The organism is Nostoc sp., assembly GCF_036917355.1.
GTDB lineage: Bacteria > Cyanobacteriota > Cyanobacteriia > Cyanobacteriales > Nostocaceae > Nostoc.
Genome location: NZ_JBALDP010000034.1, coordinates 79824 through 101858, shown reverse-complemented (window position 1 = coordinate 101858; position 22035 = coordinate 79824). Strand labels below are relative to the sequence as shown.

Below are 22035 nucleotides of genomic sequence, written 5' to 3'. Positions count from 1 at the left end.
CAAACTGTTCATCTTGCTTGTGATTTGGGAATTTTAACAGATGAACGCATTTTACAGCAACAGAGGAACAGTAGGATATCCAATGTTCAAGAACATGACCTTGCAAACACGGTTGATCGCTTCCTTTTTATTCATGGGACTGATCGTACTCATAATGGCCTTGCTAGGATGGTTCACCACTAACCAGTTAAATGAGTACATTAATATACTACAGAAAGATAATATTCCCAGTATATCTGGGATATGGAAGATTAACGAAGGTCAGACGCAAATCCAATCGGCAGAACGGTTACTATTCGATCCTGAAGTCACTGTGACTGAAAGACAGGGTGCAATAACTCAAATTCAGAATGCTTGGAAACAGATTAACGAAGGGATTAAACAGTACGAAGCAACGCCATTAACCGAACAAGAAAAAAAAGAGTATGACTTACTTAAAGACCAACTGGGTGTCTGGAAACAAGCCCATGAGAAATTGTTAGATATTGAGCAACAGTTCAATCAACTGGGTGTTCGCAATCCTTGGAAAAAACAAAGTGAATTAATCCGTCAAGCAAAAGAAAAATCAGCGGATTTTAACACTATTCAAATGGCTCTTGGATTACGCGATCGCATGGATTCTGAAGGCGCAAATAAGGAGGAGCCGTTATTTAAAATAACTGACGAGCAAGCAGGCAAACTTTTAAAACTTAATGAAGGTTACATATTAGATATACAAAAAGAAGTCGAACAGAATGTAGTTCGCAGCATTTTCTGGATTTGTGTAGGAATTTTCATTGGCCCTACAACTGCAATTATTTTGGGGGTTGTAATCGCTCGCCAAGTTGCATCGCAGATTATTAGTCAGATTATGGGTGTGGTTGGACTTGCAGAGCAAATTTCTCTGGGGAACTTAACAACTCAGGTCAAGGCTGACCCCAACAGCAAAGATGAAATGAATAGACTCTTAACTGCTTTCCAAACCATGACTCAGAGTCTCAACATTCTGATTCGTCAAGTACAGCATTCAGGCATACAGGTTACTTCTTCAGCGACTCAAATAGCAGCTTCGGGTAAACAATTAGAAGGGACGCTCACCGAGCAGATAGCTTCTACTAATGAGGTAACTGCTGCTAGCAAAGAAATTTCCGCCACCTCTAGGGAATTAGTAAGTGCAATGGAACAAGTTGCAAGCATTTCCCAAATCACGACGACAGCAGCCAATGATAGTCAAAAAGACATAGTGCGGATGGAAACCACTATGCGGCAGTTAGCAGAAGCCACTAATGCGATCGCTGCCCGATTGGGAGTAATTAGCGAAAAGGCAAATAACATTAATACTATCGTCGTCACAATTACCAAGGTGGCAGACCAAACAAATCTGCTGTCGTTAAATGCTGCTATTGAAGCCGAAAAAGCTGGAGAGTATGGCTTGGGCTTTGCTGTAGTGGCAAGAGAAATTCGCCGATTAGCAGATCAAACCGCCGTTGCTACCCTCGACATTGAGCAGATGGTGAAGCAGATGCAATCGTCAGTCTCTACAGGTGTGATGGAAATGGACAAGTTTGCCGCAGAAGTTGGGCGGAGTATAGGAGATGTTGCCAGTATTAGTACACAGGTTGGGCAAATTATCCAGCAAGTGCAAGACCTGAATCCACGATTTGAATTTGTCAACCAGGGTATGGAAACCCAATCTATAGGAGCGCAACAAATTAGTGAGGCGATGGTGCAGTTAAGCAGTACCTCCGTGCAAAGTACGGATTCTTTGCGGGAAATTAATCATGCCATAGCCCAACTTAACCAAGTGGCGCAGGGATTGCGTCAAGAGATTGCCCGCTTTCAGGTGAAAACAGAAGACGTTATACCCCTGATTCACCAATTATCTTGAGCAGCCCTTATGAACCCCGCTACACCATTAAATATTGAACGTTGTTGGAATTTTATCGGCATTGAGGGCGATCGCTCTTGTCCGCAATTAGCCACCTACACCCATTGCCGCAATTGTCCCGTTTACTCTACTGCTGGACGTTATTTGCTAGAGCGCTCCATACCTGAAAGTTATCGCCATCAGTGGACTGAGTTACTAGCTAAATCTAGAACTGATGAAAATTCCCAGATATCCCATACTTTAGCCACCACTCAAATCACGGTTGTGATTTTTCGTCTGCAACGGGAATGGCTGGCACTTTCTGCCCAAATCTTCAAAGAAATTTCTCCTGCGAGTGTGGTTCATACCCTACCGCATCGCAGCAACCAAATCTTGCGGGGATTGGTAAGTATCCGAGGCGAATTGCGATTGTGTATTTCTTTGAGCGATCTGTTAAATCTGGAAACTGCCGATACAGCAGTACAAACCCTCAGTCCAGTGGTGTATTCGCGCATGGTGGTGCTGGAAAAGGCAGATAAAACTTGGGTGTTTGGTGTAGATGAACTTTATGGAGTACACCGATTTCACCGGGATGAGTTACAAGATCCGCCCAAGAGTCTGACTCAAACTTATACAAAAGGGTTATTTCACTGGCAACCTGGCGGATCGCAAATGGAGCTAAGGCACAGTGTCAGCTATTTGGATGATGAATTGTTATTCACCACCTTAGCTAGGAAGGTGCTGTGATGTTAGAAGAATTTGATGTCAGCAATCTTTCCTTGTTTGATTTATTCAACATGGAAGTAAAAGCTCAAGTTGTGGTATTGAACGATTGCCTGTTGGCACTGGAAACTAAGCCCGATCCCCAACCAGAATTGGCAGCTTTAATGCGGGCAGCCCATTGTATCAAAGGCGCTGCGCGAATTGTCCAAATCGATCCGGCTGTCAACCTTGCCCACGTCATGGAAGACTGCTTTGTGGCGGCTCAAGAGGGAAAAGTTTCCTTAACTGCCGATCGCATTGATGTATTGTTACAAGGGGTAGATATGCTCCTGCGGATAGCGGAAAGGGTTACAGCCAACCCAAATTTACAGATTTTAGAAGATGTTGGCATTCAATCATTGGTGAGTGCGATCGCTAATATCCTAACTCCAGAGGCAACCTCTACAGAAATTCATCCCCTAATAACAACAGCGCAGTTAGAAGACAACCAACAGACAACCCTTATTTCCCCATCCCCATTAGAAGAACTGGGCATTACCCAAAATCGGGCGGTGCGAATGAGTACTGAAAATCTGAATCGCTTGATGGGTTTAGCAGGAGAGTCTTTAGTTGAGGCGAATTTATTAGAACCATTTGCTAACTCTTTGCTGAAGTTGAGAAAGAATCAGGGGGAATTATCCAACCTGCTGGAGAAGTTACAGGAGTTATTGAGCAACTATCATCTGGATCGGCAAATTAAGGAAACCTTGAGTGCAACTCATCAAAAAGCTAACGAATGTTACCAGATGATGAGCGATCGCCAAAACGAACTAGAACAATTTTCTCAGCGTTCTGCTAACCTTTCCCAGCGCCTATATCAAGAAGTTATTGCTACTAGAATGTGTTCCTTTGCGGATGGGGGACAGGGATTTCCGCGAATGGTGCGCGACTTAGCCAGACAATTGAGTAAACGGGTGAAACTGGAAATCTTTGGTAAGTCTACTTTGGTAGATCGAGATATTCTAGAACGTCTGGAAGCTCCGTTGACTCATATCCTGCGGAATGCGATCGATCATGGCATTGAAACGCCCCAGGAACGTCTAGCAGCAGGAAAGCCAGAAGAAGGAATTATTCGCATTGAAGTTACCCATCGCGCCGGAATGCTGTTTATTACCGTTGCAGATGATGGACGGGGAATCGATATCGAGTTTTTGCGCCAAGCAGTCATCAGCAAAAAACTTACAAACCCGGAAATGGCAGCCCAACTTACCGAAGTTGAGTTGATGGAATTCCTGTTTTTGCCTGGTTTCTCCACAACCCGAACTGTAACTGAAATTTCGGGTAGAGGTGTGGGTTTGGATATAGCCCATAGCGCAGTGCGGGAAGTTGGTGGGACGCTGCGGGCGGTTTCTGTGTTGGGAAGAGGCATGACCTTTTACTTGCAGTTACCCCTGACGCTATCTGTGATTCGCACCCTGTTGGTGGAAATTGCTGGCGAACCTTATGCTTTCGGACTGACACGCATTGAAGAGGTGTTGATATTATCGAAGTCTAAGATTGCTGTATCGGAAAATCGCCCATTTTTCCTGATAAATAATCAACCTGTGGAGTTGATTTTAGCAAGTCAAGTTTTAGAGTTAGCCTCGCCTGCGGTGAATATAGAATCGCTATCAGTGATTGTGATTAGCGATCGCTTCAATCGTTATGGATTAGTTGTAGATCGGTTTCTCGGTGAGTGCAGTTTGGTTGTCCGCCCCCTAGATCCCCGCCTTGGTAAAGTCGCCAACATTAGCGCCGCCGCCCTGATGGATGATGGTTCTCCAGTGTTGATTGTCGATGTTGAAGATTTGGTACGTTCCATTGCTAAGGTGTTTTCCAGCGGACAACTTTCTCAGGTAAATCAGTCTACTCATCAGGTAGTTACTAAAACTTACAAGCGAGTGTTAGTCGTGGATGATTCAATAACTGTGCGCGAAATGGAGCGCAAACTCTTAGAAAACAACGGTTACAAAGCTGAAGTGGCGGTTAATGGCATTGATGGTTGGAATGCAATCCGCAGTGGCGATTATGACTTGGTGGTGACAGATATTGATATGCCCCGGATGAACGGCTTTGAACTCACCAGCCAGATAAAAACTCATGCCAAGTTGAAGCAAATACCTGTGATTATCGTTTCTTACAAAGACCGGGAAGAAGACCGACTGCAAGGGTTAGAAGCAGGTGCAGACTACTACTTAACTAAGAGCAGCTTTCATGATGACACTCTGTTAAAGGCGGTGATTGATTTAATTGGAGAGGCTTGATAATAATTCGTAATTCGTAATTCGTAATTAAGAAAGTAAGATTTTAGGACTAGCACTTTCAAGGTGACAAACAAAGATACGTTGTTTCAGTGCTACCATTTTGAATCTTCCGGTCAGATTTTGGGCTTTTTGAATGTTGAAATTACCAATTTTCCTTCCAAATTTCACCACCTTGAAAGGGCTGAATCTAGAACTTACGCATTGACAAAAAATTTTATCCATCTCCCTGTACTGTCTGTCTAGTAATCAGGATTCTTGCCGAATTTTGTTTCTGATAAAAAGTTGTTCTGCATTAAGTAGGATGACCAGTAGCCCTATAGATGATCTGGCGATTGCCGGAGTTGCCCAGTTGTGATTCACCAGGTCGGGGATGGTTATAACAAGCATCAATGCAATGAGGAATATCGGTATAATCATGACAATATTCCGATCCCAAGCAGGTTTATCGCGCAGTCTCGCTTCGCTTTGTAGTACGCGATTACGCCAAAAGGGAAAAGTACTTAGGACAGAAGTAAGGTATAACAGTCCAGCATTAATTAGCAGAATTGTTTTAAGGTTTGGAGCGATGTCAGAATGTCCAAGGAAGATCGCTGTTAGGCAAGCTCCTGCTGCTAGATACAGAAAAGTAAACAGGGTAAAGTGCTTCATTGGTTACTCCTTGTGCTTTATAAACTGGAGTTTAGACTATATGGCAAAGGCATCTAAATTATATAGGACTAGCCCTTTCAAGGTGACGAACAAAGATACGTTGTTTCAGTGCTACCATTTTGAATCCTCCGCTCAGATTTTGGGCTTTTTGAATGTTGAAATTACCAATTTTCCTTCCAAATTTCACCACCTTGAAAAGGCTGAATCTAGATTAGACCTCTTGCAAAAGTGCCTTTTGCAAGAGGTCGGGAAAGGGGGAAAGGTTAAAGGGGAATGTTAATTCTATCCCTTTTCCCTTTAACCCTTACCCTTTACCCGACTTATGCAAGAAGTCTATTTAATCTGGGTTTCTATCTGTTGTATTTGTCGCGTTATTTTGGAGAAATGCGATAATTTGTGAGAATTGCGATCGCTAACGATATGTTCATGGCTGTAGAGGCACTACGGCGTATTGTGGTAAAAATACCAGGTTACAAGCTGGCGTGGGTTGCCTACGATGGTGCGGAAGCTGTAAGCAAGTGTGCGGCTGATACTCCCGACTTGATTTTGATGGATGTTCTGATGCCCAGTATGGATGGAGTAGAAGCTACACGGCATATCATGAGGCAATCTCCCTGCGCGATTGTGATGGTAACAGCTAGCGTTAATCGCTATGCAGCCAAGATTTTTGAAGCAATGGGCTATGGAGCCTTGGATGCTATCGATACGCCAATCTTAGGTGATGATGGGCTACTAAATAAAATTGCCACGATCGCCCGCTTAATTGGTAAATCTTCATATCGGCGATCGCCGCCTGTCCATCACTCAAAATCACTTCCACCTCTAATCGTTATCGGGGCTTCCACTGGTGGGCCCCAGGCATTGAAAACTATTCTCTGCCAATTTCCCCAAGACTTTCCGGGGGCGGTGGTTGTTGTTCAGCATATAGATGCCCAATTTGTTCAAAGTTTTGCCGCCTGGTTGAATGAGCAAATTCCTCTGCCTGTGCAACTAGCGATCGCAGGTTCTACACCACAGCCTAGTAAAGTTCTGCTTGCTGGCACAAATCTTCATTTAGTGATGCGTCCCGACCTCACCTTTGGCTATGACAAAGAACCACTACATTTGTCCTATCGTCCATCAGTTGATGTTTTCTTCAAGAGTGTGGCTAAAAATTGGACTGGAAAGGGGATTGGGGCGTTGCTAACGGGGATGGGTGGAGATGGCGCTCAAGGCTTAAAACAATTGCGCGAAGCAGGTTGGCATACTATTGCTCAAGATCGCAAAACTTGCGTTGTTTATGGTATGCCGAAAGTAGCAATGGAATTAAAAGCTGCGGTAGAGGTTTTGCCAGTTGAGGCGATCGCACCAGCCTGCATCAAATTTACGGCATAACACTTAACAATATTGTGCTTTATTTTACTCTTGATATAAAATATATACATGAAAGCAGATACTTAAAACACCTTTACGAAGTATTGCAGAATACTAATACCTTTGATTACTGAGATACAATTACGACAATTGGCGATTAGTGGATTTAACTGGCTAGTTTGTAGTATTAAAAACAAAGACCGATTTAGAGGTACTAAATGAACCTGCAAGAAACAGCACTCTTAGAAATATCTCCAAAGACAGCGAGATTATCACCAAACTGGAGTCAACCACAAACTCCACAAGCTGCGCCATTTATTCTAGATGCCAAAATATTGACAGTAAGACTTCTACTAATTGACGATCAGGTAATTATCAGCGAAGCCTTCCGTCGGATGGTTGCGACAGAAACAGATATTTCCCTTCACTACACAAGTAATCCAGCTAAAGCTATTCAAGATGCGATCGCCATAGAACCAACGGTGATCTTTTTGGATATGATCATGCCAGATATCGATGGATTAATGTTACTGCGTTGGTTTCGCTCTCATCCAGTAACTCGTGATGTGCCAATAGTTATGTTATCCAGTAAAGAAGAAGCAAAGCTCAAAGCAGAAGCTTTTACTGAAGGCGCTAATGACTACTTAATCAAATTACCAGATCCAGTTGAGTTAATTGCCCGCATTCGTTATCATTCCAAAGCTTACAATAACCTCAAAGCACTCACTACTGCAACTGCTACTGCCCAACTTCAAGCACAACAGTTAGAAAATACCTTACGAGAATTACAAGCTACCCAAGTTCAATTGATCCAGACAGAGAAAATGTCTAGCTTGGGTCGGATGGTTGCAGGTTTAGCGCACGAAATTAATAATCCTGTTAATTTTATTCACGGGAATTTTAATCATCTTAATAACCATGTCAACTGTCTTTTAAATTTAATCCAACTATATCAACAAGAACATCCAGATTCGTATTCTTTATTTGAAGAAAAATTTGGTGAATTTAATATTGATTTTATCATCGATGATTTACCAAAAATTCTTTCATCAATGAGCGTAGGAACCGATCGAATTCGCGACATCGTGCTATCGCTAAAAAACTTTTCTCGACTCGATCAGTCAGAGAAAAAAGCTGTTAATATTCATGAAGGTATTGAAAGTACTTTATTACTTTTAAATCATCGACTACAACCAAAAATTGAAATTATAAAAAAATATGGAAATCTCCCACCAGTTCAATGTTATCCAGCACAACTAAACCAAGTATTCATGAATATCCTTAGTAATGGCATTGATGCTTTACTAGAGCTAGATAATCAGATCCCAAAGCAAATTGTAATTCAAACTGAAGTAACTAAATTAGAAACAGTCATAATTACATTCAGAGATAACGGTGATGGAATAGATTCCGAGATTCAAAGCAAGATATTCGATCCTTTTTTTACAACTAAACCTATCAATAAAGGAACGGGACTAGGTTTAGCAATTAGCCATCAAATTATTGAAAAACATCAGGGAAATATCCAGCTAAAGTCTGAATTTGGCTATGGAACTGAATTTGCGATCGAAATTCCAATAGCATTAGCTGTTAATAATAAAAGCAACACTTGAATTAAGATTTCATCGGAGAATTATTCTCCAAGATGTCTATTGATTTTTCAACAAAGATTTACTTATAAGTTAATAAATTTATAATCAACTTAAATGCGGCCATCGCACTTGTTTATCGGAATTCACAATTCATATCATCGAATCTTAATGATGAATTATGAATCATTTGCTACCGTTTGCGTGCATAGGATGAGTAACGCTAGTGTTAAAAGAAGTCGTGTAAAGCCAAACCCTCATCCCAGAAGTCGAATAGGAAGCTACAATGGCAATTTCAAATAAACAAGTAAAATCTAATACTGATATTTTAGATAATAGACGCACCCAAACTCGCATCCAGGTTCGTATTCCTAAAGACTTGCATGAGGAACCAGTCATTTCACGACTGGTTTCTCACTACGGTATCACAGTCATTATTGCTGCTGCCGAGATAAGCGCAAACGTGCCACAACATAGCTGCTTTGCTCTGGAACTACGGGGCACTGTTTCCCAGATTGAAAGTGCCTTGACTTACCTGGATGAACTGGATTTAGAAGTTTTGCACCAATCCAGCCCTGAAGAAGATGGTTGGTAAATTTAATTAGGAGTTAGGAGTTAGGAGTTAAAAAATTCATAATTCATAACTCCTAACTTTTAACTCTTAACTTTGTTTAAGCCATTTGATTTTCAATCGCCCACCGCGCTAGTTCAGTGCGATTGTGGAGATTGGTTTTGCCCAACATATTGGACACATGGCTTTCAACCGTGCGCTGACTAACATTAAGTTCTTCAGCAATTTCACGGTTAGCTAAACCCCTAGCAACAAACTGAACTACTTTCAGTTCGGTTGGAGTTAATTGCACATCGAAGGGAACCTGGATACGGGAACCGTTTTCGCCTCCTTTTGCTTGGTGTTCTTTCCAACGGATAGTTTGTTTCAGCGAGGATTCAACTTGGGCGACGAGTTCTTCTGGTTCAAAGGGCTTGACCATATAAACATCAGCACCTTTGTTCAGACCTTTAACTCGGTCTGCACTTTGTCCCTTAGCTGAAAGGAAAAGAACTGGAATCCAGCTGGTGCGTTCGTTTTGCCGGACTTGTTCCACAAAAGTATATCCGTCCATTTCCGGCATCATCACATCGCAGATGATCATGTCTGGAACATCTTGCTCTAAAATTTCCAGAGCTTCACGTCCATTTTCAGCGGTGATGACTTCATATCCCCGGAATTCTAAGTAATCCTTCACCAGCAAGATGAGGTTAGGGTCATCATCAATCAATAGAAGTCGTTTGTGATCTTTCATGCTGGGCTCTTTCATAGCAGTGGCACTTGTCGCGCTTCGGTCCATCAAAGTCTTGAATATTTATCCTCTATGGTGGGTTATTCGAGATGTTGTCCTTTTTCCTACTTAACTTGCCTTTGCTGTCTCGAAGTCTCAAAAATGCCGAGCACTTTCAATAGACTAGTAGCTCGATAGCAAAAGTCCAGCAAGGATACGTATAGCAGTAGTATCTATAATGCGCTATTATATATCGCTTTGAAAGGGGCGGGGTAAAAAACACTGATTAAATAATAATCTTTCGGACTCACAAGTAAGTATTGGCTTAAAGATGACCCTACCTCAAAACCAACCCGCACTTTCTTAAAGCTTACTGCTATACCATATCTTTTGGTTGTTAAGCCTCTATGAGGTGTTCACAAGAAACTAGGGAAGTTTCTGGCAAAAGATGGATTGAAAACGCATATTCTTCTACCACCTTATTGCCTATTCAGTGTTCTTCGGATAATCCGCAGGGTAACTTCCGGGTTTGCTTGGCGATACCAGACACCATCAGGGTAAACTACCATTATGGGACTAGAACAAGAAACACGCAAGCAATTGGCTTTAGTTTTATAGACGCAAATAGAATGACTTTAGTGCGGCTCATTGAATTTTAAATCTTTAAGTCGCTTTTTTTAAGTAATCCCAGAATTCCAGACTAGCTTGTTTTGAGCAGCAATTGCCTGGTCAGCGGAAATAAAAATGTGTCGCTGAATTTCTGCAAGTCCTAAACTTTCTACACAATTACTTAGGGTCTTATGTTCCAGAGACTTAATGGTTTTGGGAATTTGATGGCTGGACTGGATCGCTGTCACTGTATTGTTACTCATCGAGGGGCTCCCTGATTACAGTTCTATAACAATTTGCAAGCTTTGCAAATAAAGTTGACTGGAGAGTAGGGAATGGGGAATAGAGAATGGGGAAGAATTTTCATAACTCTTAATTCTCCACTCCCTACTCTCTTCGTAACTTACAGAACAAAACCCGCAAGGTATAAATAATTAAGCATTTATACTTAAGTACATCTCTGACCTTCTAGTTCGGAAACCCGTACTCAAGGCATTCTTGCCATTGGACGCCACTTTTCGGTAAATTAGCACTCAGGAGTTGAGAGTGCTAAACTCTGGAGAAAATAATTATGGCTGCTTTATCTCTAAGCGTTTCTACAGTTAAACCTTTAGGCGATCGCGTTTTCGTAAAAGTGAGCGCCTCTGAGGAAAAGACCGCAGGTGGTCTGTATTTGCCCGATACTGCCAAGGAAAAGCCCCAAGTAGGGGAAGTAGTTGCCCTTGGTCCTGGCAAGCGTAATGACGATGGAAACCGTCAGGAATTGGAAATTAAAGTCGGCGATAAGGTGCTGTACTCTAAGTACGCTGGCACTGATATCAAGCTCGGCACCGAAGAATATGTACTGCTTTCTGAAAAAGATATTTTAGCAGTTGTTATCTAGTGGGAGTGGGGAATAAGCAATAGGGAATGTCAAAGACAATGCCCAATGCCCAATACCCAATGCCCAATTCAAGAAAAAAATTGACTTACTCCCGGAATTTAGACACCTATGGCAAAGCGCATTATCTACAACGAAAACGCCCGTCGCGCCTTGGAACGAGGCATTGACATCCTGGCTGAGGCTGTAGCTGTTACCCTTGGCCCCAAAGGTCGTAACGTAGTCCTAGAAAAGAAATTTGGCGCACCGCAAATTGTTAATGATGGTGTAACGATCGCCAAAGAAATCGAATTAGAAGACCACATTGAAAACACTGGTGTAGCTCTGATTCGTCAAGCTGCTTCTAAGACCAATGATGCTGCGGGCGATGGTACTACCACCGCTACCGTTTTAGCTCATGCGATCGTCAAAGAAGGCTTGCGGAACGTTGCAGCTGGTGCTAACGCAATTTCGCTGAAGCGTGGTATTGATAAAGCTACTGCCTTTTTAGTAGACAAAATCAAAGAACACGCCCGTCCAGTGGAAGATTCCAAAGCCATTGCCCAAGTTGGTGCCATCTCGGCTGGTAATGACGAAGAAGTTGGTCAGATGATTGCCCAAGCAATGGACAAGGTGGGCAAGGAAGGCGTAATTTCCCTAGAAGAAGGGAAATCTATGTTCACCGAGTTGGAAATCACTGAAGGGATGCGCTTTGACAAAGGCTACATCTCTCCTTATTTCGCTACCGACCCTGAGCGGATGGAAGCGGTTTTTGATGAGCCTTTCATCCTGCTGACTGATAAGAAAATCGCTTTGGTACAAGACCTGGTACCAGTGTTAGAGCAAGTAGCTCGTGCTGGTCGTCCTTTGGTGATTATCGCCGAAGATATTGAAAAAGAAGCTTTGGCAACCTTGGTAGTAAACCGTTTACGCGGCGTACTCAACGTGGCTGCTGTTAAGGCTCCTGGCTTTGGCGATCGCCGCAAAGCACTACTAGAAGACATTGCTGTTTTAACTGGTGGTCAACTAATTACCGAAGATGCTGGTTTGAAGCTAGATAACACCAAGCTGGATAGCCTGGGTAAAGCTCGCCGGATCACCATCACCAAGGACAGCACCACAATTGTTGCCGAAGGTAACGAAGCTGCTGTTAAGGCTCGTGTCGAACAGATTCGTCGTCAAATCGATGAAACCGAATCTTCTTACGACAAAGAGAAATTACAAGAGCGTCTTGCTAAACTCTCTGGTGGTGTTGCTGTAGTGAAAGTTGGTGCAGCAACCGAAACCGAAATGAAAGACAAGAAGTTGCGCCTAGAAGACGCTATTAACGCTACCAAAGCTGCTGTGGAAGAAGGTATCGTTCCTGGCGGTGGTACAACTCTGGCTCACCTTGCTCCTGAATTGGAAGTTTGGGCAAAGAGCAATCTTAAGGATGAAGAGTTGATTGGTGCGTTGATTGTCGTTCGTGCCTTACCTGCACCTCTGAAGCGGATTGCTGAAAACGCCGGTCAGAATGGTGCTGTTATCGCTGAACGCGTGAAAGAGAAAGACTTCAACGTTGGCTACAACGCTGCAACAAACGAATTCGTCGATTTGTTAGCTGCTGGTATTGTTGACCCTGCTAAAGTGACTCGTTCTGCTCTGCAAAACGCTGCTTCCATCGCTGGTATGGTGTTGACAACCGAATGTATTATAGTTGACAAGCCTGAGCCTAAAGATAGCGCTCCTGCTGGCGCTGGTGCTGGCGGCGGCGACTTCGACTACTAATACTTTGTAGTTACATAATAAAACAGCTGCTTCCCTTGTGGATGCGGCTGTTTTTTTGTGTCAAGAGAAGAGCAAAAGGGTGAGTTACGACAACGCTTGTAAATATTTAGCTGAACAATACCCAGCCGAGTTTGTGCATTGGTTGCTTGGGGTAGAGGTACAACAAATTGAAGTTTTAAAAACGGAACTCACGCTTGAACCAATTCGTGCAGATTCTGTGACATTTTTGCAAGCAGCTAACCAAATTTTGCACATTGAATTTCAAACTTTGGCGAAATCTAATCCGGCGCTTAATTTCCGAATGCTCGATTATTCTGTGAGGTTGAAGCGTCAATACCGTTGTCCTGTAGTGCAAGTGCTAATCTTTTTGCAAGAGACTACTAATGAAATGGCTTTTACTGAAGAATATCGGGACAACACGACGATTCACCAATATCAAGTTGTTCGTCTTTGGGAGCAAGATTCAACACTATTTTTAACTAATCCGGCACTGTTACCTTTAGCAAGTTTGACGCGAACTGACTCGCCGCAAACTTTACTGGCACAAGTGGCTGAACAAGTCGCTACAATTCCAGATAGGGAGGAGCGACAAAATATCGCGGGTTGTGTAGAAATATTGGCAGGTTTGCGCTTTGACAAGGATTTGGTTCGGCAATTTTTGCGGGAGGATATTATGAAAGAGTCTGTAATTTATCAAGATATCGTTCAAAAGGAAGCGTTTAAATTAATTAGTCGTCTACTTAAACGGCGTTTCGGCGATATTGATGGATCATTAGTTGAGCAGGTTCGGAATTTATCTGCCGAACAGTTAGAAAATTTGGGAGAGGCGTTGTTAGATTTTTCTGAAATTGCTGATTTTATAGCTTGGTTAGAACAGCAATAGAGGAATTAGTAAAGCTGCATCATATTTTAGAGATTGAAGCTGCAAGTAGTTTTCCGCTTTTATCTTGAGCTTGCAATTTTTGAATAATATGCTCAATAATGCTATTCAAATCCTTCCGGCGGCGCATAGAGCGTTTCGGGTCAAGTTGACCGTGTTTCAATAGTTCTCTAACCTGTTCTCCTAGCTCAGTTAAGTAAAATCTCAGTTGTTCTTCACCCTGTTTACGTAAAATTTGCCGACATTCAGTTAGGATAATATCGCCATTTTGGAGAGTTTTTTTAGTGTCTGACTGCTTTGGTGTTGCGTCGGATGAATCTTTACTTTTTTGAGCATTTAAACTGTTAGTTAAACATTTTTCTATAGCCTTGGCAAGTTTTGGCTCAGATTCTACAACTTCTGCGATCGCTCTTAATAAATCTGCAATTTGTGATGTTTCCATTATCTACCTACTCTCTGTATAAATTCTTTAGTTAATTTCACCATAGATTCATGAGAATCATCATATTTTTGTTTATATGTCAAATAATTACTTAGTTCTAACCCTTCGGCAATTTTTGCTCTTTCTAAAATTTTGGTTTCAAAAACTGGTGGATAGAAAGGGTTAACAATAATAGAGTTTAGATTTTCGCTTTGGGCTATAGTTCGGTTGTAACGAGAAATTAATGTCCCAACTGCTTTTAAGTTATGTATATAATCTCTATTAAACTTTTCAATGTGTTCAAGTAATAAATCTAATCCATGAATAGACATTCGGTTTGGGACACAATGGATTATACAAGCATTGCTAGCTAGAAATGCACTTTTAACTACTGTATTAATATTTGGAGCGCAGTCTATTAAAATATAATCATAATTATTTAATAAGGGTTTGAGGATTGTACGAATAAGCTCAACAGGTTTAAAGTTAAAAGAATAATAACCTGATGGCAATTCTTCCTGGATTTCAAATAGCCTTGGGCCGCTAGGTATCAGATGCAAGTGGGCAAAAGAATTTCTATTTCTAACATTTGAAAGATTGTGTTTAACTATAAAATTTTCGTTTTTAACATTTTCTAAAAAATATTCGGGATTTTTAAATAAATAAGGCAATGTCAATTTTTTACTTTCAAATTCTTGTTCCCAAACCTCTTCTGACATTAAAGCACTAGTCAAATTACTTTGAGGATCAAGGTCAATAGCAAGTACACGCTTTTGGTACATTGTATCGCCTGCTAAATATTCCGCTAATGCCATAACGATGGTAGTTTTACCGACTCCACCCTTGAGGTTGCAAATACTTATCACTTTAGCTGTCATAATTTCTGGTAGATTGACGCATTTCATGAGCTACAGTTCTATGCTTCCCTGAAAATATGCCCAACTAACAGGTTTATTTTTACTTTTACATCAAAACCCATGAGCCAAATTAATCCTGAAACAACGCCCTTACATACCTTAAACCCACTCAACCGATTTTCTGACAGAGCAGATGATTATGTAAAATATCGACCTAGCTACCCCGCAGATGCAATTGATATTATCTTGGAAGGATTAGGTGAAAATTCACAACTCGTAGCAGCAGATATTGGCGCAGGTACAGGAATTTCTTCAAGATTGTTAGCTGAACGGGGAGTTAATGTCATAGCCATAGAACCAAATGCAGCGATGCGAGAAGCTGCTAAACCACATTTTTTGATAGAGTTTCGTGATGGAACAGCAGAATTTACCCAACTCCCTGATAAATCAGTTGATTTAGTTACTTGTTTTCAAGCTTTCCATTGGTTCAATCCCGAACCAACTTTATTGGAATTTCACCGCATTTTAAAACCATCAGCACGCTTGGCTGTGGTGTGGAATAACCGCGATCGAGAAGATGCTTTAACTACAGAATATAGCCGAATAGTCCGCGAAGCATCTAATAATCACCCAGCAGAATCTCGAATGCAATCGGTAGAGCCACTATTAGTAACTCCCTATTTTATTAACATCCGTGAATATAATTTTACTTATAGACAACAGTTAGATTTAACTGGATTTATTGGACGAGCAATGAGTGTTTCTTATTTACCGCGTGAAGGGTCGGTATACGAACAGCTTATTAATAATTTCCAAGAGTTATATCAGCGATTTCGTGATAAAAATGGTTTTGTCTATATGGTATATCGCACTAGCGTACACCTTGGTGAAGTAATTTAAAAATAAAAATTTATAAATGACCTGCAACTCAGAAATAGCAGAAGGTTGGCATGGCAAACTTAATTTAGTTTATGCCGATCGCCAGGGTAAAACCCAATTACTTTACAGTCACCACCAAGCGCCTCTGAAGGTACAACGCCCATTTTATCCAGAAGGGGAAAAAGTTTGTCATAGCGTCATTTTACACACGGCTGGGGGCATGGTGGGAGGCGATCGCTTATCCTCTAACATCCACCTCCAACCCCAAACCCAAGCCTTAATCACTACAGCTGCTGCAAGCAAAATATATCGCAGTAATGGCTTACAAGTAAGACAAAACATCGAGATGCAAGTTGATACTGGTGCTTGTTTAGAATGGTTGCCGCAAGAGACAATTTTATTTAACGACGCGATTTATCGGCAAGATTTACGGGTAGAATTAGCAACCGGGGGCAGTTGGTTAGGCTGGGAAATTACCCGATTTGGTCGCAGTGCTAGAGGAGAAAAATTCTTGCAAGGAGAATGGCGATCGCACACCGAAATTTGGCAAGAAGGTATTCCTTTATGGATTGATCGGCAATGGTTACAGGGTAGCGAAGAAACTTTTCACAATCCCCACGGTTTGGCTGGAAAACCAATAGTAGGTAGTCTAGTTTGGGTTAGTGGTGCAGTTTCAGCAGAAATTGTCAAAAAAACGCGAAATTTATGGCATGGGGAAGGAGAAGCGGGTGTTAGTCGGTTACAACATGGATTATTGTGCCGATATCGCGGTACTTCTACATCTGAGGTGAGAAACTGGTTTATTAATGTTTGGCAGCTGCTGCGAGTTTCTTTCTTGAATCGTGGTAATTGTATACCAAGAGTGTGGCAGGTTTGAATGTAGAGGCGTAGCGGCTTGCCGAAGGCTACCGCACAGGCGCAGAGAACACAGAGGAGGTAAGAATGCAACTTACGCCGCAGGAAAAAGATAAGCTATTAATTTTTACTGCTGCTTTATTAGCAGAAAGACGTAAAGGAAGGGGTTTAAAACTGAATTATCCTGAAGCGATCGCTTATATTTCTGCTGCCATTTTAGAAGGTGCAAGAGATGGGCAAACTGTAGCTGAATTAATGAGTTATGGTACAACTCTATTGACGCGGGATGATGTCATGGAAGGGATATCAGAAATGGTGCATGAAGTACAGGTAGAAGCTACTTTTCCTGATGGCACCAAGTTAGTGACAGTACATAATCCAATTCGTTAACTTTTGAATTTATTATGATTCCTGGGGAAATTATCACACCATTAGGTGAAATTGAACTAAATGTTGGTCGTCCAACTATAAAATTACAAGTTTCAAATACAGGCGATCGCCCCATACAAGTCGGTTCACACTATCACTTTTATGAAGTTAATAGCGCCTTAAACTTTGACAGAGAACAAGCGCGAGGAATGCGCCTCGATATCCCCGCAGGAACCGCAGTTCGCTTTGAACCAGGTGACGAAAAACAAATAACTCTAATCCCCCTCGCTGGTACTCGCCAAGTCTACGGCTTCAACGCCAAAATTAACGGAAACCTCTAAAAACCTCTGCGTACCTCTGCGCTTCCCTCCGCGTCCCTTTGCGTTAAAAAGAAGGATTTTATATGCCTTATAGAATGGATCGCCGCGCCTACGCCGAAACCTACGGGCCAACAGTAGGCGATCGCATCCGACTTGCAGACACAGAATTATTTATTGAAGTTGAACAAGATTTCACCACCTACGGCGATGAAGTAAAATTTGGCGGCGGTAAAGTTATCAGAGATGGGATGGGACAATCCCCCATTTCTAACGCTGATGGTGCTGTAGATTTAGTAATTACTAATGCCTTAATTCTCGATTGGTGGGGTATTGTCAAAGCAGATATTGGCATTAAAGATGGCAAGATTTTCAAAATTGGTAAAGCCGGAAATCCTTATATTCAAAATAATGTAGATATTATTATTGGCCCCGGAACCGAAGCCTTAGCAGGGGAAGGAATGATCCTCACTGCTGGCGGTATTGATGCCCATATTCATTTTATTTGTCCCCAACAAATTGAAGTTGCGATCGCTTCCGGGATTACCACCATGATCGGCGGCGGTACTGGCCCAGCTACGGGTACAAATGCCACTACCTGCACCCCCGGCCCTTGGAATATTTACCGAATGCTGCAAGCTGCTGATGCTTTTCCCGTCAACTTAGGATTTTTGGGCAAAGGTAACGCTAGTCAACCCCAAGGACTTGTAGAACAAGTAGCCGCCGGTGCAATGGGGTTAAAACTACATGAAGACTGGGGAACCACACCCGCAGCAATTGATACTTGCCTCAGCGTTGCCGATGAATACGATGTGCAAGTAGCGATTCATACTGATACCCTGAACGAAGCCGGATTTGTCGAAGATACGATCGCCGCTTTTAAGAATCGTACCATTCATACCTACCATACCGAAGGCGCAGGCGGAGGACACGCACCAGATATCATCAAAGTTTGCGGACAAGCTAATGTTTTGCCATCTTCCACCAATCCGACACGCCCTTACACCCTCAACACCTTAGATGAACACCTGGATATGTTGATGGTATGCCATCATCTTGATCCTGCGATCGCTGAAGATGTCGCTTTTGCCGAATCTCGCATCCGTAGGGAAACTATTGCTGCTGAAGACATTTTGCACGACTTAGGCGCATTTAGTATGATTTCTTCTGACTCCCAGGCAATGGGAAGGGTAGGCGAAGTGATAATTCGCACCTGGCAGACATCTCACAAAATGAAGGTGCAACGGGGAAGTCTTAACCCACAAGGAACTGAGCAAAAAGCAGATAATTTTCGTGCAAAAAGGTATGTTGCGAAGTATACAATTAACCCGGCGATCGCTCATGGAATTGCTCAATATGTAGGTTCTGTGGAAGAGGGAAAATTAGCAGATTTATGTTTGTGGCGTCCGGCATTTTTTGGCGTGAAGCCAGAGATAGTGATTAAAGGCGGAATGATTGCATGGGCGCAAATGGGCGATGCTAACGCCAGTATTCCTACACCGCAACCAGTGTATATGCGGCCGATGTTTGGTAGTTTCGCAGGGGCGCGTCATACCACATCATTAACTTTTGTTTCGCAAGCAGCTTTAGAGAAAGAAATTCCTAGCCAGCTAGGTTTACAAAAGGCAGCAGTTGCAGTTTCTGGGACACGTCAATTGAGTAAGCAGGATATGAAGCTGAATGATGCACTACCCCACATTGAAGTAGATCCAGAAACATATCAAGTTAGGGCAGATGGAGAGTTGCTGATTTGTGAACCTGCAACAGTTTTACCAATGGCACAGAGGTACTTCTTGTTTTAATTCATCACAGTTCAATCTACTGAAGTCAGAAGTTACCGAGAAAGGATTATCGAAACTTCTAAAGACGTAGATAAAGGTTTAAAATGCAAAATTAGGAAATATCTTTGTTATTTTCCGTTTCTAATTTACTTATTGGTAATAGCAAGTTATGCTCAATTTCTTGTCTAATTTTATCGCTAATATTACAATCGCTGTTTAAGCAGTTTACCAGGAGCTTGTTACTATTATAATACTGCTGTAATAGTTTAGCTTGTCTATAACTGAATTGCCAGTTATGACCAATATTACGATGTTCAATCATTAAAGCTATTAACTGCTCAGTCCAGGCTTGACTATTTTTATCCCACCATTCTCCAAATTCTTCTAGTTCTTCAAATAGGTTTTCCCATTCTGGTATTGCCTCATTGAGTTTATCTCTTAGTAACTGCAATGCCGTCTTCAATTCTGATTGAAAAGAAGAAGCTAAATCTATAGCATTTATAAGAAAATCATCAAGATCAGCTATATTACACCAAGCATTATCCCGAGCAACTAACGCTTGTCCACGAGATGATTTCTCAATAGTTTCATCAAGAATATCAGTAGCATCAAGACCTTGAAAAAAAGCGTTAGCTAAGTCATCACTAAGAACAAGAGTATTTGTGAGAGCATGATTGAGTAACCAATCTATCTCTATATCATCTAAAGTATCTTCTGAATCCAATCCAAGAGCATTATCTAAACCAGATAAAGTATTTTCTATATCCCATTCAAGAGCATTATCTAATTTATTTTGTTCGCTATCTAAAGTCATTGTAAAATACAATGCTCTGATAGCTGCTGGCTTGTAAAAAGATTCAAATGAACTAGATTTACAATCAAGCCATTCTAAAAAATGCTGTAGTTTTTCATCTGAAGCAGCTAAATTATCAATTTTACGCTTCATTAATAATACTAAATTATCTGGGTCTTCCATAACTCCAACTGTGAGTAAAAATACCTCCTGCCAGCGTTTTTCATTGATGTGATGCACTAAATTTTTATATGCTAAAGTAGCTACAATTTTTCTAGCACAAAAATACTCTTGAAAAGTCAGATGTGAAAAAGAATAAATTCCTTTTGCTCTTTCCACCAGTAACCCATGCTGGGCTTCAATAGATTTCAAAACGTCTTCGCTATCAACTTGTAAAACCTCTGGCTCTAAATTAGCATCCTGTAAATTACTGATAAACTTGGCGATATATGCCTCTACAGTTTTTTGTTTAAAAAAATAGTCTTTCTGCTCAAAGGTAGTAAAAGCAATTTCACTTAGTAAATCTTCTTTACAGCACAAAGATAAATTTTTATAAACTTGATTGCGCTCAATGTTCCGTTTAGCATCCCATTTCTTAAGCAATATATCCAACCCTTCTTTATAAGATAAATACAGGAACTCGATTTGTCAAAAACTGCCCTTCGATGCAGTGCATCGCTAAATACTTCAAAAATGTAGTCTTTCCTGCGCCCGGTTTACCTAAAACCATTAGTTTATTGTGATGCTGTACTGCTTGCAGTCCTGGTACTCGCTTCTCACTGGCTTCATGAAGTCCAAAATGATCAAAGTCCTCCCGATCAAACTTTTGTAGCAGTTGCCCAATTTTCACTCGCTTGCGTTTTGTGGTTTTCTCCAGAATGTTGACGTTAGTATAGATGCCTCGCTCTCCAGTTAACTCAATAGGCCGATCCATATCCAGCACGCGCATCGTTCCACACTTTTGTTTAATGCTGGATTTAACCTTTTCCCGGATTTCTTGAACTAGAGCATCAATATCATCCTTTGTAATATCAACAGGCTTCTGCTGTGAATATCGCTTTTCGAGATACTCCCGCAAGCGGGTTTCCTTCACAGGACCCCTGCCACTGATACTGAACTTCTTGTAAATACCTGTAAGGCAACTACTTAAATTGCTCTCAGAGACATGAAACGCTTGTGTCACTTTCGACTCGGCTCTTGCTATTACCAAAGATTTCCACAAAAACTGCCTTTTCTCTATTTGACAATTCGCTGTATTGCTCTAGTTGTGTAAGGAAGTATTTTGGTAACGACATATACCTATTCTAAAATCGGCTTAAAGTTAAGTTTACCCTGCATTTCAAGCGAATTACGGCAAGTCATGAGATGTCAAGACAAGTCAATCTAAGTCACAACAAGTCAAATAAATAACTACAAAACAAAATTGCGACATTGAACTCAGTCAAGCAACTGAGGCGATCGCAATGTTAGAAATATTAATTACTCTGATTCTCAAGAAATCTGTTGAAGTTATCCTAGTGCTACTGCTGAAAAAAATCTGGGCATGGCTGCTGAGGGATGAAAACTTCCAACGCCTCAACCACTTTCTGAAAATGCATATTCTTGCATTCTATCTGGATTGGATTTTACTTAAAACATCTTTAAAATTTCTGCCGGAGCCAGCAAAAGAGAACAATTCAGACACCAGTGGCTAGTTGTGAAGGAGGCAACGGTTTCCTCTATGCTCTAATTTTGAAAACAAATTTTGCAGAATGCTGAACAGGGATTATCCTACATACGGGAAAGCTCACTCTACCATAAGAAGTATGTTGCCCTAAGAAACTCAGAAGGCACTCTTAGTCTTGGGCGATCGCCTACGCAACATCTCCAGTTCCCTACCGAAACCGATACATCAAAGGCTACATAAGTCATTCAACCATTTGCTGTA

22 protein-coding genes are annotated in these 22035 nt (G+C 41.5%); 15 read left to right on the top strand and 7 right to left on the bottom strand.

Annotation, left to right across the window (positions count from 1 at the left end; all coding sequences use genetic code 11):
• The first annotated feature begins 40 nt into the window (after positions 1-40).
• Genes V7K53_RS10040 through V7K53_RS10030 form a run of 3 tightly spaced genes read left to right on the top strand, consistent with a single transcriptional unit; the run spans position 41 to position 4851 of the window.
• The gene (locus V7K53_RS10040; protein ID WP_335197368.1) at positions 41-1867 is read left to right on the top strand and encodes a methyl-accepting chemotaxis protein; all 1827 of its coding nucleotides are present in this window, start codon (positions 41-43) and stop codon (positions 1865-1867) included.
• A 9-nt stretch (positions 1868-1876) separates the two neighbouring features.
• The gene (locus V7K53_RS10035) at positions 1877-2593 is read left to right on the top strand and encodes a chemotaxis protein CheW (RefSeq protein WP_335197367.1); all 717 of its coding nucleotides are present in this window, start codon (positions 1877-1879) and stop codon (positions 2591-2593) included.
• The gene (locus tag V7K53_RS10030) at positions 2593-4851 is read left to right on the top strand and encodes a hybrid sensor histidine kinase/response regulator (RefSeq protein WP_335197366.1); all 2259 of its coding nucleotides are present in this window, start codon (positions 2593-2595) and stop codon (positions 4849-4851) included. The genes V7K53_RS10035 and V7K53_RS10030 overlap by 1 nt, the downstream gene beginning before the upstream one ends.
• A 246-nt stretch (positions 4852-5097) precedes the next feature.
• On the opposite strand, the gene V7K53_RS10025 is transcribed toward V7K53_RS10030, so the two are convergent.
• Entirely contained in the window at positions 5098-5499 is a 402-nt protein-coding gene (locus V7K53_RS10025) for a hypothetical protein (RefSeq protein WP_335190951.1), read from the bottom strand.
• A gap of 396 nt (positions 5500-5895) precedes the next feature.
• On the opposite strand from V7K53_RS10025, the gene V7K53_RS10020 reads away from it, so the two are divergent.
• The 3 genes from V7K53_RS10020 (at position 5896) to V7K53_RS10010 (ending at position 9036) form a co-directional block, all read left to right on the top strand.
• The gene (locus tag V7K53_RS10020) at positions 5896-6873 is read left to right on the top strand and encodes a chemotaxis response regulator protein-glutamate methylesterase (protein WP_335197365.1); all 978 of its coding nucleotides are present in this window, start codon (positions 5896-5898) and stop codon (positions 6871-6873) included.
• A gap of 197 nt (positions 6874-7070) precedes the next feature.
• Positions 7071-8465: an ATP-binding protein gene (locus tag V7K53_RS10015; protein ID WP_335197364.1), complete on the top strand. Its 1395-nt coding sequence runs from the start codon at positions 7071-7073 to the stop codon at positions 8463-8465.
• A gap of 262 nt (positions 8466-8727) precedes the next feature.
• Positions 8728-9036 carry an NIL domain-containing protein gene (locus V7K53_RS10010; RefSeq protein WP_335197363.1) on the top strand — a complete coding sequence of 103 codons (309 nt, stop codon included), beginning with the start codon at positions 8728-8730 and terminating at the stop codon, positions 9034-9036.
• 76 nt (positions 9037-9112) lie between these two features.
• Here V7K53_RS10010 and V7K53_RS10005 read toward each other — a convergent pair whose 3' ends face one another.
• A complete protein-coding gene (locus V7K53_RS10005; protein ID WP_012407592.1) occupies positions 9113-9790 on the bottom strand; it encodes a response regulator transcription factor in 678 nt (225 codons plus the stop codon).
• Positions 9791-10398: 608 nt separating this feature from the next.
• Positions 10399-10593, bottom strand: coding sequence for a hypothetical protein (locus V7K53_RS10000; protein ID WP_335197362.1), 195 nt, complete (start codon positions 10591-10593; stop codon positions 10399-10401).
• A gap of 308 nt (positions 10594-10901) precedes the next feature.
• On the opposite strand from V7K53_RS10000, the gene groES reads away from it, so the two are divergent.
• From groES to V7K53_RS09985, 3 genes are all read left to right on the top strand, one after another.
• A complete protein-coding gene (groES, locus tag V7K53_RS09995; protein ID WP_094348596.1) occupies positions 10902-11213 on the top strand; it encodes a co-chaperone GroES in 312 nt (103 codons plus the stop codon).
• A 108-nt stretch (positions 11214-11321) separates the two neighbouring features.
• The gene (groL, locus tag V7K53_RS09990) at positions 11322-12956 is read left to right on the top strand and encodes a chaperonin GroEL (protein WP_190892556.1); all 1635 of its coding nucleotides are present in this window, start codon (positions 11322-11324) and stop codon (positions 12954-12956) included.
• 79 nt (positions 12957-13035) lie between these two features.
• On the top strand, positions 13036-13839 hold the full coding sequence (locus V7K53_RS09985; RefSeq protein ID WP_335197361.1) for a DUF4351 domain-containing protein: 804 nt from the start codon (positions 13036-13038) through the stop codon (positions 13837-13839).
• A 19-nt stretch (positions 13840-13858) separates the two neighbouring features.
• Here V7K53_RS09985 and V7K53_RS09980 read toward each other — a convergent pair whose 3' ends face one another.
• Together V7K53_RS09980 and V7K53_RS09975 are read right to left on the bottom strand one after the other, a co-directional pair.
• Positions 13859-14278, bottom strand: coding sequence for a hypothetical protein (locus tag V7K53_RS09980; RefSeq protein WP_335197360.1), 420 nt, complete (start codon positions 14276-14278; stop codon positions 13859-13861).
• Positions 14278-15135 carry a ParA family protein gene (locus V7K53_RS09975; protein ID WP_335197359.1) on the bottom strand — a complete coding sequence of 286 codons (858 nt, stop codon included), beginning with the start codon at positions 15133-15135 and terminating at the stop codon, positions 14278-14280. Before V7K53_RS09975 ends, V7K53_RS09980 begins: the two co-directional genes overlap by 1 nt.
• Before the next feature lie 99 nt (positions 15136-15234).
• Between V7K53_RS09975 and V7K53_RS09970 the strand changes: the two genes are divergently transcribed.
• The 5 genes from V7K53_RS09970 (at position 15235) to ureC (ending at position 19336) form a co-directional block, all read left to right on the top strand.
• Positions 15235-16014, top strand: a complete 780-nt coding sequence (locus tag V7K53_RS09970) for a class I SAM-dependent methyltransferase (protein WP_335197358.1) — start codon at positions 15235-15237, stop codon at positions 16012-16014.
• 16 nt (positions 16015-16030) lie between these two features.
• Positions 16031-16870: an urease accessory protein UreD gene (locus V7K53_RS09965; protein ID WP_335197357.1), complete on the top strand. Its 840-nt coding sequence runs from the start codon at positions 16031-16033 to the stop codon at positions 16868-16870.
• A 65-nt stretch (positions 16871-16935) separates the two neighbouring features.
• Complete coding sequence (gene ureA, locus V7K53_RS09960; protein WP_196520369.1) at positions 16936-17238, top strand: urease subunit gamma; 303 nt, start codon at positions 16936-16938, stop codon at positions 17236-17238.
• Positions 17239-17252: 14 nt separating this feature from the next.
• Positions 17253-17558, top strand: coding sequence for an urease subunit beta (locus tag V7K53_RS09955; protein ID WP_335197356.1), 306 nt, complete (start codon positions 17253-17255; stop codon positions 17556-17558).
• Between the two features lie 62 nt (positions 17559-17620).
• The gene (gene ureC / locus V7K53_RS09950; protein WP_335197355.1) at positions 17621-19336 is read left to right on the top strand and encodes an urease subunit alpha; all 1716 of its coding nucleotides are present in this window, start codon (positions 17621-17623) and stop codon (positions 19334-19336) included.
• 91 nt (positions 19337-19427) lie between these two features.
• Here the strand turns inward: ureC and V7K53_RS09945 are convergent, their stop codons facing one another.
• Both V7K53_RS09945 and V7K53_RS09940 read right to left on the bottom strand, forming a co-directional pair.
• Positions 19428-20720, bottom strand: a complete 1293-nt coding sequence (locus V7K53_RS09945; protein ID WP_335197354.1) for an NACHT domain-containing protein — start codon at positions 20718-20720, stop codon at positions 19428-19430.
• A gap of 7 nt (positions 20721-20727) precedes the next feature.
• Complete coding sequence (locus V7K53_RS09940) at positions 20728-21201, bottom strand: hypothetical protein (protein WP_335197352.1); 474 nt, start codon at positions 21199-21201, stop codon at positions 20728-20730.
• Between the two features lie 370 nt (positions 21202-21571).
• Between V7K53_RS09940 and V7K53_RS09935 the strand changes: the two genes are divergently transcribed.
• A complete protein-coding gene (locus tag V7K53_RS09935; protein ID WP_335197351.1) occupies positions 21572-21802 on the top strand; it encodes a hypothetical protein in 231 nt (76 codons plus the stop codon).
• Positions 21803-22035 lie beyond the last annotated feature (233 nt).

What these genes read in the sequence shown, in the direction of transcription:
- V7K53_RS09970 (WP_335197358.1), top strand. Translation starts at nt 15,235, where the DNA reads ATGAGCCAAATTAATCCTGAAACAACGCCCTTACATACCTTAAACCCA.
- groES (WP_094348596.1), top strand. Translation starts at nt 10,902, where the DNA reads ATGGCTGCTTTATCTCTAAGCGTTTCTACAGTTAAACCTTTAGGCGAT.
- V7K53_RS10015 (WP_335197364.1), top strand. Translation starts at nt 7,071, where the DNA reads ATGAACCTGCAAGAAACAGCACTCTTAGAAATATCTCCAAAGACAGCG.
- V7K53_RS09955 (WP_335197356.1), top strand. Translation starts at nt 17,253, where the DNA reads ATGATTCCTGGGGAAATTATCACACCATTAGGTGAAATTGAACTAAAT.
- V7K53_RS09980 (WP_335197360.1), bottom strand. Translation starts at nt 14,278, where the DNA reads ATGGAAACATCACAAATTGCAGATTTATTAAGAGCGATCGCAGAAGTT.
- V7K53_RS09935 (WP_335197351.1), top strand. Translation starts at nt 21,572, where the DNA reads ATGTTAGAAATATTAATTACTCTGATTCTCAAGAAATCTGTTGAAGTT.
- V7K53_RS10030 (WP_335197366.1), top strand. Translation starts at nt 2,593, where the DNA reads ATGTTAGAAGAATTTGATGTCAGCAATCTTTCCTTGTTTGATTTATTC.
- ureC (WP_335197355.1), top strand. Translation starts at nt 17,621, where the DNA reads ATGCCTTATAGAATGGATCGCCGCGCCTACGCCGAAACCTACGGGCCA.
- V7K53_RS10025 (WP_335190951.1), bottom strand. Translation starts at nt 5,499, where the DNA reads ATGAAGCACTTTACCCTGTTTACTTTTCTGTATCTAGCAGCAGGAGCT.
- V7K53_RS09965 (WP_335197357.1), top strand. Translation starts at nt 16,031, where the DNA reads ATGACCTGCAACTCAGAAATAGCAGAAGGTTGGCATGGCAAACTTAAT.
- ureA (WP_196520369.1), top strand. Translation starts at nt 16,936, where the DNA reads ATGCAACTTACGCCGCAGGAAAAAGATAAGCTATTAATTTTTACTGCT.
- V7K53_RS09975 (WP_335197359.1), bottom strand. Translation starts at nt 15,135, where the DNA reads ATGACAGCTAAAGTGATAAGTATTTGCAACCTCAAGGGTGGAGTCGGT.
- V7K53_RS10000 (WP_335197362.1), bottom strand. Translation starts at nt 10,593, where the DNA reads ATGAGTAACAATACAGTGACAGCGATCCAGTCCAGCCATCAAATTCCC.
- V7K53_RS10010 (WP_335197363.1), top strand. Translation starts at nt 8,728, where the DNA reads ATGGCAATTTCAAATAAACAAGTAAAATCTAATACTGATATTTTAGAT.
- groL (WP_190892556.1), top strand. Translation starts at nt 11,322, where the DNA reads ATGGCAAAGCGCATTATCTACAACGAAAACGCCCGTCGCGCCTTGGAA.
- V7K53_RS10040 (WP_335197368.1), top strand. Translation starts at nt 41, where the DNA reads ATGAACGCATTTTACAGCAACAGAGGAACAGTAGGATATCCAATGTTC.
- V7K53_RS10035 (WP_335197367.1), top strand. Translation starts at nt 1,877, where the DNA reads ATGAACCCCGCTACACCATTAAATATTGAACGTTGTTGGAATTTTATC.
- V7K53_RS10005 (WP_012407592.1), bottom strand. Translation starts at nt 9,790, where the DNA reads ATGGACCGAAGCGCGACAAGTGCCACTGCTATGAAAGAGCCCAGCATG.